Annotated in this window: 15 protein-coding genes; 8 read left to right on the forward strand and 7 right to left on the reverse strand. The window is 63.1% G+C overall.

Going from position 1 to position 15,473, the window contains the following annotated elements; all coding sequences use genetic code 11:
• Window positions 1-94: 94 nt before the first annotated feature.
• Window positions 95-646 carry a superoxide dismutase family protein gene (gene sodC / locus EGJ86_RS02475; RefSeq protein ID WP_125833903.1) on the reverse strand — a complete coding sequence of 184 codons (552 nt, stop codon included), beginning with the start codon at window positions 644-646 and terminating at the stop codon, window positions 95-97.
• A gap of 332 nt (window positions 647-978) precedes the next feature.
• Here sodC and gcvH point away from each other — a divergent pair, with 332 nt between their 5' ends.
• The 4 genes from gcvH (at window position 979) to gcvT (ending at window position 6,871) form a co-directional block, all read left to right on the forward strand.
• On the forward strand, window positions 979-1,362 hold the full coding sequence (gene gcvH, locus EGJ86_RS02480) for a glycine cleavage system protein GcvH (protein WP_017361715.1): 384 nt from the start codon (window positions 979-981) through the stop codon (window positions 1,360-1,362).
• Window positions 1,363-1,371: 9 nt separating this feature from the next.
• Entirely contained in the window at window positions 1,372-4,224 is a 2,853-nt protein-coding gene (gene gcvP / locus EGJ86_RS02485; RefSeq protein ID WP_125833905.1) for an aminomethyl-transferring glycine dehydrogenase, read from the forward strand.
• Window positions 4,225-4,423: 199 nt separating this feature from the next.
• Window positions 4,424-5,677: a serine hydroxymethyltransferase gene (glyA, locus tag EGJ86_RS02490; protein WP_125833907.1), complete on the forward strand. Its 1,254-nt coding sequence runs from the start codon at window positions 4,424-4,426 to the stop codon at window positions 5,675-5,677.
• 69 nt (window positions 5,678-5,746) lie between these two features.
• Window positions 5,747-6,871: a glycine cleavage system aminomethyltransferase GcvT gene (gene gcvT, locus EGJ86_RS02495; protein WP_125833909.1), complete on the forward strand. Its 1,125-nt coding sequence runs from the start codon at window positions 5,747-5,749 to the stop codon at window positions 6,869-6,871.
• A 168-nt stretch (window positions 6,872-7,039) separates the two neighbouring features.
• On the opposite strand, the gene EGJ86_RS02500 is transcribed toward gcvT, so the two are convergent.
• Window positions 7,040-7,618: an NADPH-dependent FMN reductase gene (locus EGJ86_RS02500; RefSeq protein ID WP_099522147.1), complete on the reverse strand. Its 579-nt coding sequence runs from the start codon at window positions 7,616-7,618 to the stop codon at window positions 7,040-7,042.
• Between the two features lie 78 nt (window positions 7,619-7,696).
• Between EGJ86_RS02500 and soxR the strand changes: the two genes are divergently transcribed.
• Window positions 7,697-8,155, forward strand: coding sequence for a redox-sensitive transcriptional activator SoxR (soxR, locus tag EGJ86_RS02505; protein WP_099522148.1), 459 nt, complete (start codon window positions 7,697-7,699; stop codon window positions 8,153-8,155).
• On the opposite strand, the gene EGJ86_RS02510 is transcribed toward soxR, so the two are convergent.
• Entirely contained in the window at window positions 8,152-8,505 is a 354-nt protein-coding gene (locus EGJ86_RS02510) for a 5-carboxymethyl-2-hydroxymuconate Delta-isomerase (protein ID WP_125833911.1), read from the reverse strand. The genes soxR and EGJ86_RS02510 overlap by 4 nt on opposite strands.
• 473 nt (window positions 8,506-8,978) lie before the next feature.
• Between EGJ86_RS02510 and EGJ86_RS02515 the strand changes: the two genes are divergently transcribed.
• Window positions 8,979-10,250 (forward strand): OprD family porin, encoded by a 1,272-nt coding sequence (locus EGJ86_RS02515; RefSeq protein WP_106733038.1) that lies wholly within the window; start codon window positions 8,979-8,981, stop codon window positions 10,248-10,250.
• 188 nt (window positions 10,251-10,438) lie between these two features.
• On the opposite strand, the gene EGJ86_RS02520 is transcribed toward EGJ86_RS02515, so the two are convergent.
• Window positions 10,439-11,566, reverse strand: coding sequence for a M14-type cytosolic carboxypeptidase (locus EGJ86_RS02520; RefSeq protein WP_125833913.1), 1,128 nt, complete (start codon window positions 11,564-11,566; stop codon window positions 10,439-10,441).
• Between the two features lie 154 nt (window positions 11,567-11,720).
• Between EGJ86_RS02520 and EGJ86_RS02525 the strand changes: the two genes are divergently transcribed.
• The gene (locus EGJ86_RS02525; RefSeq protein WP_125833915.1) at window positions 11,721-12,257 is read left to right on the forward strand and encodes a tetratricopeptide repeat protein; all 537 of its coding nucleotides are present in this window, start codon (window positions 11,721-11,723) and stop codon (window positions 12,255-12,257) included.
• A 79-nt stretch (window positions 12,258-12,336) separates the two neighbouring features.
• Here the strand turns inward: EGJ86_RS02525 and EGJ86_RS02530 are convergent, their stop codons facing one another.
• The 3 genes from EGJ86_RS02530 to EGJ86_RS02540 all read right to left on the reverse strand — a co-directional run bounded on the left by EGJ86_RS02530 (window position 12,337) and on the right by EGJ86_RS02540 (window position 14,038).
• The gene (locus tag EGJ86_RS02530; protein WP_125833917.1) at window positions 12,337-12,759 is read right to left on the reverse strand and encodes a nuclear transport factor 2 family protein; all 423 of its coding nucleotides are present in this window, start codon (window positions 12,757-12,759) and stop codon (window positions 12,337-12,339) included.
• 32 nt (window positions 12,760-12,791) lie between these two features.
• Complete coding sequence (locus EGJ86_RS02535; RefSeq protein WP_125833919.1) at window positions 12,792-13,154, reverse strand: YciI family protein; 363 nt, start codon at window positions 13,152-13,154, stop codon at window positions 12,792-12,794.
• A 167-nt stretch (window positions 13,155-13,321) separates the two neighbouring features.
• Window positions 13,322-14,038: a UTRA domain-containing protein gene (locus EGJ86_RS02540; RefSeq protein WP_099522155.1), complete on the reverse strand. Its 717-nt coding sequence runs from the start codon at window positions 14,036-14,038 to the stop codon at window positions 13,322-13,324.
• A 317-nt stretch (window positions 14,039-14,355) separates the two neighbouring features.
• On the opposite strand from EGJ86_RS02540, the gene EGJ86_RS02545 reads away from it, so the two are divergent.
• Complete coding sequence (locus tag EGJ86_RS02545; protein ID WP_125833921.1) at window positions 14,356-15,414, forward strand: ABC transporter substrate-binding protein; 1,059 nt, start codon at window positions 14,356-14,358, stop codon at window positions 15,412-15,414.
• Window positions 15,415-15,473: the final 59 nt, after the last annotated feature.

Raw genomic sequence — 15,473 nt, forward strand, 5'->3', positions numbered from 1 at the left:
ATCGCCCGGTGGGTTACGCGGCGCACCACGACCGCAGTGTCTGAGAGCTCACCTATTGGCGCCGCTAACCCACCCTACGGTTCTCGGCGTTGAGTCAGATCGGCGTGGTGCTGGTCGGTACCTTGATCACCCCGCAGGCCACACGCGCCCCGCCACCGCCCAGCGGCTGCGGATGATCGGCGTGATTGTCGCCGCCGGCGTGAATCATCAGCGAGCGGTTATGCAGGTCTTCCAGACGCTTGAGTCGCGGTGCCAGCACCGGCTGGCTGGCACTGCCATCCTCGGTGACGAGCAACGCCGGCAGGTCGCCGAGATGGGCGTCGTCTTCCCAGGGGAAACCGTGACGGCCGGCGTTCTGCGGGTCCCAATGGCCGCCTGCTGCGCCGGCCGGTGTCAGCTTGCCGTCCACTTCGGCTGCATTGCAGTTGGCCTCGGTGTGTACGTGAAAGCCATGCGCGCCCGGCTCCAGGCCCTGAAGATCGGGAGTAAACACCAGCCCATCGGGCGACTGGCTGATGGTCACGGTGCCGACAGGCGCGCCTGTGCCGTTTTCGGTGGCCTGTTCGAGGGTCACGGTGACCGTCTCGCTAGCCTGCAGGCTGGTGGCGCCGAGCAGTGCGAATGCCAGGGGGATCAGGGGTCTCATGGTCGGTCTATCTCCTTATTTATAAAGCCTCCCAGTTACCGACCCCAATGCCCTTGAGCGGTTCCAGCAAGATTCCGTATCGATATCATTACACCGTAACGATTAAGCAACAACCGGACGAAAGCCGCGCCGCGTCTGGTGCGACTTCGACTTTTCCATTTGCGACGCCCGGTTTCGTAGCGATATCGTTCCAGAGGACTGTATACAACCACCAAAAATATAGTTAAGTTACTGATTTTATTGACTATTTATACATTGGCACCGGCATTGCAAACGCTCCCGCAACCTGCCCGCCACCTAGAAGCGGACACCATTACCCCTGAGGATTTGACATGAGCGAGTTGCGTTTCACCGCCGATCACGAATGGCTGCGTCTGGACAACGATGGTCTGGTTACCGTCGGCATCACCCATTACGCCCAGGACGCGCTCGGCGACGTGGTGTATGTGCAACTGCCGGAAGCCAAGTCCTACGCCCAGGGCGAGGAAGTGGCCGTGCTGGAGTCGGTGAAGGCCGCCAGCAACATCGTCATGCCGCTAGACGGCGAGATCGTCGAAATCAACGCCGACCTGGAAGGCAGCCCGGAGCTGGTCAACGAGTCGCCGCTGGACAAGGCCTGGTTCTTCCGTATGCGCCTGGCCGACAACGCCGTGCTGGCCGACCTGCTGGACAAGGCCGGCTATGATCGTCTGTTGAACGCCAACGCCGACGCCTGAGTGACCGCCATGACCAAGCTCGATACCCAGAACGAATTCATCGCCCGCCACATCGGCCCGCGCGATGCCGACACCGCCGCCATGCTCGAACTGCTCGGCTACGATTCGGTCGACGCGCTGACCGGTGCCGTGATCCCCGAGAGCATCAAGGGCACCAGCATCCTCGGCGAGCAGCCAGGCCTGTCGGAAGCCGACGCCCTGGCCAAGATCAAGGCCATCGCCGCCAAGAACCTGCAGTTCAAGAACTTCATCGGCCAGGGTTACTACGGCACCCACACGCCGAGCCCGATCCTGCGCAACCTGCTGGAAAATCCGGCCTGGTACACCGCCTACACTCCGTACCAGCCGGAGATTTCCCAGGGCCGCCTGGAGTCGCTGCTGAACTTCCAGACCCTGGTCAGCGACCTGACCGGCATGCAGATCGCCAACGCATCCTTGCTGGATGAGGCCACCGCTGCTGCTGAAGCCATGACCTTCTGCAAGCGTCTGTCGAAGAACAAGGCTGCCAACACCTTCTTCGTTTCCCAGCACTGCCACCCGCAGACCCTCGACGTACTGCGCACCCGTGCCGAGCCGCTGGGTATCGACATCGAAGTCGGCGACGAAGCCGCCATCACCGACGCCAGCGCCTACTTCGGCGCCCTGCTGCAGTACCCGGCAAGCAACGGCGACATCTTCGACTACCGCGCTCTGGTCGAGCGTTTCCACGCCGCCAATGCCCTGGTGGCCGTGGCTGCCGACCTGCTGGCCCTGACCCTGCTCACCCCGCCGGGCGAGTTCGGCGCCGACGTGGCCTTGGGCAGCGCCCAGCGCTTCGGTGTACCGCTGGGCTTCGGTGGCCCGCACGCTGCTTACTTCGCCACCCGCGACGCGTTCAAGCGCGACATGCCGGGCCGCCTGGTCGGCATGTCGGTCGACCGTTTCGGCAAGCCGGCCCTGCGCCTGGCCATGCAGACCCGCGAGCAGCACATCCGCCGCGAGAAGGCCACCAGTAACATCTGTACCGCCCAGGTGCTGCTGGCCAACATCGCCAGCATGTACGCCGTATACCACGGCCCGAAAGGCCTGACCGAGATCGCGCAGCGCGTACACAGCTTCACCGCCATCCTCGCCCTGGGCCTGACCAAGCTGGGCCACAGCGTCGAGCAGCAGCACTTCTTCGACACCCTGAGCATCAAGACCGGCGCCAAGACCGCCGAGCTGCATGCCAAGGCCCGTACTGCCGGCATCAACCTGCGCGAGATCGACGCCGAGCGTCTAGGTCTGTCGCTGGACGAAACCACTGACCAAGCCGCCGTGGAGGCGCTGCTGAACCTGTTCGCCGCTGACCAGGCCGCCCCTGCCGTCAGCGACCTGGCTGCACAGATCGCCAGCCGCCTGCCAGAAGGCCTGCTGCGCCAGTCGGCGATCCTGCAGCACGAAGTGTTCAATCGTTACCACAGCGAAACCGAGCTGATGCGCTACCTGCGCAAGCTGGCCGACAAGGACCTGGCCCTGGATCGCAGCATGATCCCGCTAGGCTCCTGCACCATGAAGCTCAACGCTGCCAGCGAGATGATCCCGGTCACCTGGCCGGAATTCGGCAACCTGCACCCCTTCGCTCCGGTCGAGCAGGCTGCGGGTTACACCCAGCTGACCACTGAGCTGGAAGCCATGCTCTGCGCCGCCACCGGTTACGACGCCGTGTCGCTGCAGCCTAACGCCGGTTCCCAGGGCGAGTACGCCGGTCTGCTGGCCATCCGTGCCTATCACCTGAGCCGTGGCGACGATCAGCGCGACATCTGCCTGATCCCGCAATCGGCCCACGGTACCAACCCGGCGACCGCCTCCATGGCCGGTATGCGCGTGGTGGTAACCGCCTGTGACGCACGCGGCAACGTCGACATCGCCGATCTGAAGGCCAAGGCCGAAGAGCACAAGGATCGCCTGGCTGCGATCATGATCACCTACCCGTCCACCCACGGCGTGTTCGAGGAAGGCATCCGCGAGATCTGCCAGATCATCCACGACAACGGCGGCCAGGTTTACATCGACGGCGCCAACATGAACGCCATGGTCGGCCTCTGCGCCCCAGGCCAGTTCGGCGGCGACGTCTCCCACCTGAACCTGCACAAGACCTTCTGCATCCCGCACGGCGGCGGCGGCCCGGGCGTCGGCCCGATCGGCGTCAAGTCGCACCTGGCGCCGTTCCTGCCGGGCCATGCGCACATGGCACGCAAGGAAGGTGCAGTCAGCGCCGCGCCGTTCGGCAGCGCCAGTATCCTGCCGATCACCTGGATGTACATCACCATGATGGGCGGCAACGGCCTCAAGCGTGCGTCGCAGATGGCCATTCTCAACGCCAACTACATCGCCCGTCGTCTGGAAGAGCACTACCCGGTGCTGTACTCCGGCGAAGGCGGCCTGGTGGCGCATGAGTGCATCCTCGACATCCGTCCGCTCAAGGACAGCAGCGGCATCAGCGTCGACGACGTGGCCAAGCGTCTGATCGACTTCGGCTTCCACGCCCCGACCATGTCCTTCCCGGTTGCCGGCACCCTGATGATCGAGCCGACCGAGAGCGAGTCCAAGGAAGAGCTGGATCGCTTCTGCGACGCCATGATCGCCATCCGCGAGGAAATCCGCGCTGTCGAGCAGGGCCGTCTGGACAAGGACGACAACCCACTGAAGAACGCCCCGCACACTGCCCTGGAGCTGGTTGGCGAATGGCACCACGCCTATAGCCGCGAGCAGGCCGTGTACCCGCTGGCGACCCTGATCGAAGCCAAGTACTGGCCGCCGGTTGGCCGCGTGGACAACGTCTACGGTGACCGCAACCTGGTCTGCGCCTGCCCGTCCATCGAGGCGTATCAGGACGCGTAAGCGCGCTTGTCTCCCCTCTCCCATTTATGGGAGAGGGGCCGGGGGAGAGGGTAAAGCGGTTGTCTACGCAGCCCCCTCTCCCTAACCCTCTCCCCGAGGGGAGAGGGAACCGTTCTTCGCTTCATCCAGTTTCTTTCGGCTCCCCCTCATCGGGGCGGGCTGACTTCATCCCGAGAAAAACGATAAAGAGGGCCTCACCATGTTCAGCAAGCACGACCAACTGCAAGGCTATGACGACGCCCTGCTCGCGGCGATCCAGGCCGAAGAACAGCGCCAGGAAGACCATATCGAGCTGATCGCCTCGGAGAACTACTGCAGCCAGCGCGTCATGCAGGCGCAAGGTAGCGGCCTGACCAACAAGTACGCCGAAGGCTATCCGGGCAAGCGCTACTACGGTGGTTGCGAGCATGTGGACAAGGTCGAGGCGCTGGCCATCGAACGCGCCAAGCAGCTGTTCGCCGCCGACTACGCCAACGTCCAGCCGCACTCGGGCTCTTCGGCCAACAGCGCCGTGTACCTCGCGCTGCTCAATGCTGGCGACACCATTCTCGGCATGAGCCTGGCCCACGGCGGCCACCTGACCCACGGCGCCAAGGTGTCGTCCTCGGGCAAGCTGTACAACGCCGTGCAATATGGCATCGACGAGAACGGCCTGATCGATTACGACGAAGTCGAGCGCCTGGCCGTCGAGCACAAGCCGAAGATGATCGTCGCCGGCTTCTCGGCCTACTCGCGCGTGCTGGACTTCCCGCGTTTCCGCGCCATTGCCGACAAGGTCGGTGCGCTGCTGTTCGTCGACATGGCTCACGTGGCCGGTCTGGTCGCGGCCGGTCTGTACCCGAACCCGGTGCCGTTCGCCGACGTCGTCACCACCACCACGCACAAGACCCTGCGCGGCCCGCGTGGCGGTCTGATCCTGGCGCGCAAGAACGAGGAGATCGAGAAGAAGCTCAACTCCGCCGTCTTCCCCGGCGCCCAGGGCGGCCCACTGATGCACGTGATCGCGGCCAAGGCGGTGTGCTTCAAGGAAGCACTGGAGCCGGGCTTCAAGACCTACCAGCAGCAAGTGATCGACAACGCCCGCGCCATGGCCGCGGTGTTCGTCGAGCGCGGCTATGACGTGGTCTCCGGCGGCACCGACAACCACCTGATGCTGATCAGCCTGGTCAAGCAGGGCCTGACCGGCAAGGCTGCCGACGCGGCGCTGGGCGATGCCCACATCACCGTGAACAAGAACGCCGTGCCGAACGACCCGCAGTCGCCGTTCGTCACCTCCGGCATCCGTATCGGCACCCCGGCGGTGACCACCCGCGGCTTCAAGGAAGGCGAGTGCCGCACCCTCGCCGGCTGGATCTGCGACATCCTCGACGACCTGGAAAACCCGGCCGTGATCGAGCGCGTGCGCGGCCAGGTAGCCGACCTGTGCGCCACGTACCCGGTCTACGCTGACTGATACCCGACTGACCACGGGCCGCACGGCGGCCCCAACCGGTGCGCGCGACGCACTCAACAGGAAATCGACATGACCACTGAAACTCTCGCCAAGACTCCGCTGCACGCCCTGCACCTCGAACTCGGCGCGCGCATGGTGCCCTTCGCCGGCTATGACATGCCCGTGCAGTACCCGCTGGGCGTGATGAAGGAGCACCTGCACACCCGCGCCGCCGCCGGCCTGTTCGACGTCTCGCACATGGGCCAGATCCTGCTGCGTGGCGAGCACGCCGCGCGCGCTCTGGAAACCCTGGTGCCGGTGGACATCATCGACCTGCCGGTGGGCATGCAGCGCTACGCCATGTTCACCGATGCTCAGGGCGGCATCCTCGACGACCTGATGGTCGCCAACCTGGGTGATGACACGCTGTACCTGGTGGTCAACGCCGCCTGCAAGGATCAGGACCTGGCGCACCTGAAGAAGCACATCGGCGAGCAGTGCCAGATCGAGTGCCTGTTCGAGGAGCGCGCCCTGCTCGCCCTGCAAGGCCCGAAAGCGGTCGACGTGCTGGCCCGCCTGGCCCCTGAAGTGAGCAAGATGACCTTCATGCAGGTCGCCCGCGTGCGCCTGCTTGGCAGCGAATGCATCGTCAGTCGCAGCGGCTACACCGGCGAAGACGGCTTCGAGATTTCCGTCGCCGTCGATCAGGCCGAAGCCCTGGCGCGCAGCCTGCTGGCCGAAGTGGAAGTCGAGGCTATCGGTCTGGGTGCGCGTGACTCGCTGCGCCTGGAAGCCGGCCTGTGCCTGTACGGCCACGACATGAGCAGCGCCACCACGCCGATCGAGGCCAGCCTGCTGTGGGCGATCTCCAAGGTCCGCCGCGCTGCCGGCGAGCGTGCCGGCAACTTCCCGGGCGCCGAGCGTGTGTTCGAGCAGCAGCAAAACGGCGGGGCGCGCAAGCGCGGCGGCCTGCTGCCGCAGGAGCGCGTGCCGGTGCGTGAAGGCGCGGAAATCGTCGATGCCGATGGTACCGTGATCGGCCAGGTGTGCAGCGGCGGCTTCGGCCCGACCCTCGGCGCGCCAGTGGCCATGGGTTACGTCAACGCCAGCCACGTCGCCATCGACAGCGACGTCTGGGCCGTGGTGCGCGGCAAGCGCGTGGCGATGAAAGTGGCCAAGACTCCGTTCGTACCGCAGCGCTACTACCGCGGCTGATTTGCTCACTTTCCCGCTCGAGGGAAAGGGCAATGGCGTAGGGCGGGTGAAACCCGCCGTATGGACCTGGCGGGTTGTACCCGCCCTACGCACCGCCAATCTCGTAGCCCGGATGCAATCCGCGGATGCCCTGAAAAGCTCCCGGATTGCATCCGGGCTGCGTCATTTCTACCCCCTGATCCGCTCATAGGGCACCCGCTCGCGTCCGGCGCGCAGCGTCTGCGCCCACCAGTTCAACTGCACCAGAGTATGCGCCAACGCCGAGTTGGCGTGCCGTGGTTCGCTCAACTGGCCCTGCTCATCGAACTGCTCCCAGGCATTGGTGAAGCACACCGAGCTACGCACCGTCATCGCATGCAACTCCGCCAGCACCTGACGCAGTTGCTCCACCGCGCGCAGCCCGCCAGACACCCCGCCATAACTGACGAACCCCACCGGCCGTGCTTCCCAGGATGCCGGCACCTCGTCGATGAACTGCTTGAGCGCCGCCGGGTAGCCGTGGTTGTACTCCGGGGTGACGATCAGAAAGGCATCGGCGCGCAGCAACTGCTGCAGCGACTGATGGCGTTGCGCGGCGAGCTCCTGCGCCTCGCCGGGCTGGCGAAACATCACGGCCGGGTCGACCAGGCTCAGCTCGAATTCGCTGCGCTGCTCGATCTGTTCCCGCGCCCAGGCCACCACCTGGTCGCAGAAACGCTCTTCACGCACGCTGCCGTAAATCAGTACCAGTCGGATGCGGTCCTGCATGGAAATACCCTCGGTGTTGTCGATCAAGGCCTGCGAGGGTAAAACCTCAACTTAACTTTAGGTCAACAGGAATTTTCCATGGACACGCACCGCTCCTTCCACGAACGCCCGCTGACTGTCGGCCAGGTTGCCGAGCGCAGTGGCGTGGCGGTTTCCACGCTGCATTTCTACGAGACCAAGGGGCTGATCCACAGCCAGCGCAATGCAGGCAATCAGCGGCGTTATCGGCGTGATGTGCTGCGCCGCGTCGCGCTCATCAAGGTGGCGCAGCGCCTGGGCATTCCCTTGGCGGATATCGGTGTGGCGCTGAGCACACTGCCTTGCGATCACATACCCACGGCAGCGGACTGGCAGCAACTGTCGGCGCAATGGCAGCGCGATCTGGACGCGCGTATCGAGCAAATGACGCGACTGCGCGACCAGCTCACCGGCTGTATCGGTTGCGGTTGCCTGTCGATGCAGGACTGCCCACTGCGCAACCCCAGCGACGAACTCGGCGCACAGGGTGCTGGCGCGCGTTTGCTCGAAACGGATTAATCGTCCAGGCAGTTGCGCCTGTTGCTGAACACCTCGCGGCGGATGTCGCGCACATCCAGGGAGATCGCCGGCACCTGCGGCAGGCGCTCGACCAGTGCGCGCACGACGCGCCGCGACAGCGCCCGCTTGTCGTCATCGCTGCGCCCGGCCAGCACGTAGAAGATCAGGTGCACGAACATTCCCTGCTCGCCGCCGACGCAGTGGTGCTCGTACAGACTCAGACGCACCTTGACCTCGCCGGGTTGGAACAACCCCGTGGCAGCCGCCTGGTCATGCACCAGTTGCACCAGCTCCTGCGGCGCGATCAGCTCACTCACCTCGCGGGCGGCTTCGATCAGGCAATGCGGCATGGATAAACCCTTGATGTAAGTGAATTTGTCATACGTTATCACATAACAAATTCGATACCAGATGGTTTACCCGCTCTGCGCTGAACACCCTCGATATAGCCGATAGTGGCGCTACACAGGGAAAGCCCACTCAGACTTTCGTCTAGCCATACGTTGACAAGCGACAAAAAGGCTGTCGATAATCCAGCAAGTTGTATGACGACATATGACAACGATAACAACAATAATCAGGGCCATAACATGACTGTCCTCGCCTCTCCCTCAGTACAGCAGCCCCTCGCCTGCTCGCCCCCCATCGTTGCCACACGCCATAGCACCGGATTCGCCGGGGGCTGACGTCAGCCACCAGCAATGACCGGCCGCGTTCGGCCGGGCTATCGCCCTCTACGGGGCAAACACAACATTCCCATCATGCAGGTCCTGATGCAGACCGGCAGGGGATGGTTCGTTCAAAAAATGGGAGCACAACAACAATGACCGCACGCAACATCATTCCATTGGCCCTGCTCGGCAGCACGGCTCTGGCCCTGGTTATGCCGACCGCCACGCACGCTGCCGGCTTCGTCGACGACGCCAAAGTCACCCTCGGCCTGCGCAACTACTACTTCAACCGTAACTACCTGAATAACACGGATCCGCGGATCAACGGTGAGCGCCAAGGTCAGGCCTCGGGTTGGACCCAGAGCTTCATCTTAGATGCTCGCTCCGGCTATACCGAAGGCACTGTCGGCTTCGGTCTCGACGTACTCGGCATGTACAGCATGAAACTCGATGGCAATGCCAACAGCAGCAACAGTGGCTTGCTGCCGGAACACGGCCCAGCGACTAACCGCAACGTGCCGGACGAATTCGGGCGCACTGCCGTTGCCGCGAAGGCCAAATTCTCCAAGACTGAACTGAAGGTCGGTGAGTGGTTTGCAGTGCTGCCAGTCCTGCGTGCTGACGACGGCCGTTCTCTGCCGCAAACCTTCCAGGGCGCGCAGATCACCTCCAGCGAGATCGATGGCCTGACCCTGTACGGCGGCCAGTTCTGGAAAAACAGCCAGCGTCACGATGCCAGTCGTGAAGACATGTCCTACAGCGGTGTCGAAGGCGGCGACTTCAACTTCGCCGGCGGTGAGTTCCGCTTCAACGCCAACAACACCATGGTAGGCCTCTGGCATGCTCGCTTGGAAGACATCTACAAGCAAAGCTACCTGCAATTGACTCACAGCCAACCTGTGGGTGACTGGGTACTGGGCGCGAACCTCGGCTACGTGACGGGTAAAGATGAAGGCGCCGCCAAGGCCGGTGACCTGGACAACAAGGTCTATCAGGGCGCGCTCAGCGCCAAGAAAGGCAACAACACCTTCACCGTGACTTACCAGAAAATGGGCGGTGACACCAAGTTCATGCGCGTGGACGGCGCCAGCGGTGGCACCCTGGTCAACGACGGTTTCACCAACGCTTTTGACGCCCCCAACGAGCGTTCCTGGCAGCTGCGCCATGATTACAACTTCGCTGGCCTCGGCGTTCCGGGCCTGACCCTGATGAACCGCTACACCAGCGGCTCCAACATCCACACCAACGGTCGTACCGATGTAGAAGAGTGGGCACGCGAATCCGAGCTGGCCTACACCATCCAAGAAGGCACGCTGAAGAACCTGAGCGTGCGCTGGCGTAACTCCAACCTGCGTCGTGATGGCACCGGCCAGGACTTCCACGAGAACCGTCTGATCATCAACTATCCGCTGTCGATTCTGTAATACCGGACGCATCACTGCGTCCTATTGACTCCTGTGTGTTAACGGCACTTTACGCCCGTCCTCGTGACGGGCTTTTTTTTGCCTGTCTCCCAGGCCCCTCTCGGGCTGGGACCTACGCCACTGAATGGCTGTAGGGTGCGCCGTGCGCACCGGCTTGTTGCTTGAAGAAGCGGTGCTCACAGCGCACCCTACCTCAGGGTCGCAGCCATCTGCGCCAGCACGCTCAACACATCCTGTCCCAGCTTCTGCGAGCGCGCGCCGTTCCAGCCGGTGCGTGGCTGCGGACTATCGTCATGGTCCTTGAACGGCATCTCGATGGTGAACGACAGACAATCGAAGGCCTGGCCAACGGCGTTGCAGGCCAGGGTCAGGTTGGCCTGGCCCGGTTCATCACGCGGATAACCGAAGCGGGTCTGGAACTCGGCGCCGATAGCAACCAGACGACTGCGGAAGTCTTCTTCCAACGCTGCCAGCCGTGGGGTGTAGCCCGGATTGCCCTCGCAACCGGCGGTGAACACATGAGGAATTTCCTCGTCGCCATGAATATCGAGGAACAGGTCGACGCCAATACGCTGCATATGCTGCAGCACGAACAGCACCTCGGGACTGCGCTCGGAGCTGGCCGACTGCCAGGCACGATTGGGGTCCTGCCCGGCATAATTGGTGCGCAGGTGACCGCGATAGGCGCCGTCCGGGTTCATGTTCGGCACCAGATAGAACTCGGCCTCGCGCAGCAAGGCGACAACCTCGGCATCCTGCGGATTCTGCAGGCGCTCGATCAGCCCTTCCATGAACCATTCGGCCATGTGCTCGCCCGGATGTTGTTGGGCGATGATCCACAGTTTGCGCGGCGCGCCCGTCTGGCCACCGATACGTAGCAACTGGATATCACGGCCTTCCAGGCTTCTGCCGCTGGCCACCAATTCAGCACCGCGCTCCAGCGCGTTGGCAATCAAACGTTCATGCCGCGCTCGCGGGTAGGGCTCGAAATAAGCGAACCAGACGCGCTCATGCTCGGCCTGCAACTCGAAGTGCAACTGACCGTCCTGGTAACGGGTCGGCACGCGAAACCAGTCCTGCTGGTCGTAACTGGCCACGGCCTGGTAACCGTCCCAGGCGCGGTTATAGGCCGACTGCCCGGCATTGGTCAGGCTGAAGCCGTGGCGTTGCCCCAGCTGGAGGCCGTCGACCTGAAAGTGAAACCACTGGAAATGGTGGCTGTTGAGGTCCGGGCGTATGGCCAGCAAGACGCGCTGCGGGTCACTGGCGTCGATGACCTGGATGTTGCCACTGTCGAAATCCGCACTGATTTTCATGACTGCCTCGTAAGCGAAATCAGCGCTCAGGATTGCAGCTCATGGCGCGAGTGTGAAGTCGCACCGCGACAGACTGATCAACGACAGCGAACTATGGTGGCCAGGGTCAGCCTAATAGCGACTTGCCCTGTTTCTCGCCTACGGAGTTTCTGCCATGCCCAGCCCGATCAACCTGCGTCACGCCACCACCGCCCTGCTCGCCCTCGCGCTACTGGCGGGCTGCGCTGGGCGTGAACCCGACTCCAGCGCGCCGGAAGAACAGCCGCAGGTCGACCGGCCCATCACCCAGACCGAACAAGACCAGTTGCGCCAGCAAGCCCAACGCGGTGATCTGGAAAGCCAGTTCCAGCTCGGCAGCAGCTACTTCGTCGGCCAGCCGGAAAAGAACATCAAGCAAGCCGAGCACTGGTGGAAACAGGCCGCAGACAAGGGTCACTCCATGGCTGCGGTCAGTCTTGCCTACCTCTATACCGGGCGTGACGCACCGGAGTTCGCCAACCAGCGCGACATGCTCAAGTACCTCAACCAGTCAGCCGCTGCAGGCAACCCGATGGCGCAGCATGTGCTGGGCAACCTTTATCGACGCGGTGAAGGCGGCGTAGCACGTGACCCCGACCAGGCCCAGCGCCTGTACCAGAGTGCCTGCCAGCAAAACTACGAGCTCTCCTGCACGGCGCTGGGTCGTCAGTAACGCTGCCGCAGAGCCAACTCGCGCGCGAGCCCTGTTACAACGCAGCATGGCCAACGCGCAGCAGGCTTTGAACGGGTTATCAGGGCTGCAGGTCGAACAGCGCCTTGCCGCTTTCCATATCGCAAGGCGCGGAGAAGTGCTCGTGAAAGATCAGCCAGCGGCCGCCTTGACGACGCAGGCACTGAGTCACACGCATCCAGCAGGTTTCCAGCTCGCCCTTGTCATTGGTGCCGCCGCAGTGCAGCAGGTAATGAGTGACGCCAAGATCGCCGTCGGCGGTGAACGTCGGCTCGTGCGGTTCGAAACGCCCTTCGCCGCTGCACATCTCCATGCAGGCCTGCCAATGCGCCTGGTATGCCGGGCGCCCCTGGAAGCGCAGCGGCCCCACGGCATCGTAGGCGACCACGCCTTCCACGTAGTGACCCATGATGCACGCCACATCCTTGCTGCGGCAGGCGTCGGTCCAACTGTTCAGTGCATCTTGCAGTTTATGCTGACTCATCTCGATTCTCCTTCTTGCGTGGATTGGATGACTCAATGGCCAGCAGCCAGGTCGACATCCAGTTGGCGAACCGGCCGCACTTCCACGCAGCCGACACGGGCGGCGGGAATATCTCCGGCCAATTGAATGGCCTCGTTGAGATCCCGTGCCTCGATCAGATAGAAGCCGGCGAGCTGCTCCTTGGTTTCGGCGAAAGGGCCATCGGTGATGGCCAGCTTGCCGCCACGCATGCGCACCGTGGTGGCGCTCTGCACCGACTGCAACGCCTCGGCGGCAAGCATGCGCCCGCTTTCCTGCACACGCTGGGCGTAGGCGTGACACTCGCTGTCATGCGGGCTGTCGGGGGAGCTGTGCAGCTCCTGTTCGTTGGCGTAAACGAGGCAGAGGTATTTCATGGCGCGCTCCAGTTCCTTGGCGGTGGATACTGGATAGTCGAACGCAGCGAGCGCGTTTCGACATTGGCCGGAAAAATATCGTAGAGGCCGACGAATGGTAGGGGCCGCCGCGCGCATCAGACTCCGAACTGCACCCTGCGCAGGGGCGAATCGAAGCCAGCCTCACCCTACTCGGGGACTTCGACGCTGACGTGAATAGCGTCGTGGCGCCAGAACTCCAGGTCGCAATCGATGATGCGCCCGTGCTGGTCGCGGTTGACCCGGGTGATGCGCAGCGCCGGACTGCCCGGCGCCACCTTGAGGCTGGCAGCGGCCTCGGCATGTAGCGCGGTGGGCACCATGTCGAAACGCACGCGGCCATAGTGAATGCCGTACTCGCTGGCATAGAGGTCGGTCAGCGAACGCGTCAGGTCGAACTCGAGAATGCCGGGAAAATAGGCCGGATTCAGATAGTGCTCGACATACAGCACCAGACGCCCATCGATACGCCGCGCGCGGCACACCTGATAGACGCTCGACAACGCCGGCAACTCCAGCACCTGGCAGATCTGCGCGGGGGCCGGCATCAAGCGCGCACTCAGAACGTCGGTAGCCGGCACTCGCCCCTGCTCGGCGACCATGGCATGAAAGTGGGTACGCACCAGGGGGTTGTAGGCCACCCGCGTAGGTGAAACGAACCAGCCACGGCGCTCCTCGCGATAGACCAGCCCCTGCGCCTCCAACTGGCCGAGCGCCTCGCGCAGGGTAATGCGCGTGGTATCGAACAACTCACTGAGCTTGCGCTCGGCCGGCAACTTGCTGCCAGAGGGCAACAGGCCTTGGTCGATCTGCTCCTGTAACGCGCGGCAGATGATGGTGACGGCCCGTGGCGCTTCTTCGCGCATCAAAACTTCCCCTTTTGGACTAGTCCAGCCCCATCACAGGGCAAAAATCGCTCGCTCAGATGGGTTACAAGCCTAGGCAGTCTAGATGACTGATAGATGACAACCTTGCTGCAAGCACGCCGCATGCCACTGCCAGCCCCCTTTGCAGCCCGCGAAATCAGCTACTTATCCATGGTCTACGCTTGTGAAGCGCGCCAGCCGCTTACACCTAGACATCTGCCTCACCATGGCTGGACATAAAACTGTCATTGAAGGCGCTTAGATTGGCTCGGGTATTGCTGATCTAGACCAACACTCTCACTGCGAAGGAGTTTCCAATGAAACAACTGCTGCTGGCTTCACTGATGGGTTCGGCCATCGCTCTGGCGACTTCCGCCATGGCCGAAGGCACCGACTTGCAGGCACTGGAACAGGCTGCACGCGCCGAAGGCGTGGTGAATAGCGTGGGGATGCCCGATAGCTGGGCCAATTGGAAGGACACCTGGAGCGACCTGAATAGCAAGTACGGCCTCAAGCACTCCGACACCGACATGAGCTCGGCACAGGAGATAGCCAAGTTCGCCGCCGAGAAGGACAACGCCACCGCCGATATCGGTGACGTCGGCGCCGCCTTTGGTCCCATCGCCGTGCAGCAGGGCGTGACCCAGCCGTACAAGCCGAGCACCTGGGAGCAGATCCCGAGCTGGGCCAAGGACGCCGATGGTCACTGGATGCTGGCCTACACCGGCTCCATCGCCTTCATCGTCAACAAGCAACTGGTCAAGGATGTACCGAAATCCTGGGCCGACCTGAAGAACGGCAAGTACCGCGTCGCCATCGGTGACGTCAGCGCTGCAGCCCAGGCAGTGAACGGCGTGCTGGCTGCCGCCATCGCCAATGGCGGTGACGAGAAGAACATCCAACCCGGCCTGGACTTCTTCGCCACCATCGCCGAGCAGGGTCGCCTGTCGCTGTCCAACCCGACCATCCAGACCCTGGAAAAGGGTGAAGTGGAAGTCGGTATCGTCTGGGACTTCAACGGCCTGTCGTACCGCGACCAGATCGACCCCAACCGCTTCGAGGTGCTGATCCCGTCCGATGGTTCGGTGATCTCTGGCTACACCACCATCATCAACAAGTACGCCAAGAACCCCAACGCGGCCAAACTGGCGCGTGAGTACATCCTCTCCGACGCTGGCCAGATCAACCTGGCCAAAGGCAATGCCCGACCGATCCGCGCCGAGCACCTGACCCTGCCGGCCGAGGTGCAGGCCAAGCTGCTGCCCAACGAGCAGTACGCCAAGGTCAAGCCAATCGCCGACGCGGCTGCCTGGGAGGCCACCTCCAAGGCACTGCCACAGATGTGGCAAGAGAACGTGATCATCAATATGGAATAACCCGGGCTCGGTGGTAGGCGCTTCAGCGGCGACAGTCGCGGCTGAAGCCTCTCCCACAA

This window comes from Pseudomonas sp. o96-267 (assembly GCF_003935465.1).
GTDB lineage: Bacteria > Pseudomonadota > Gammaproteobacteria > Pseudomonadales > Pseudomonadaceae > Aquipseudomonas > Aquipseudomonas sediminis.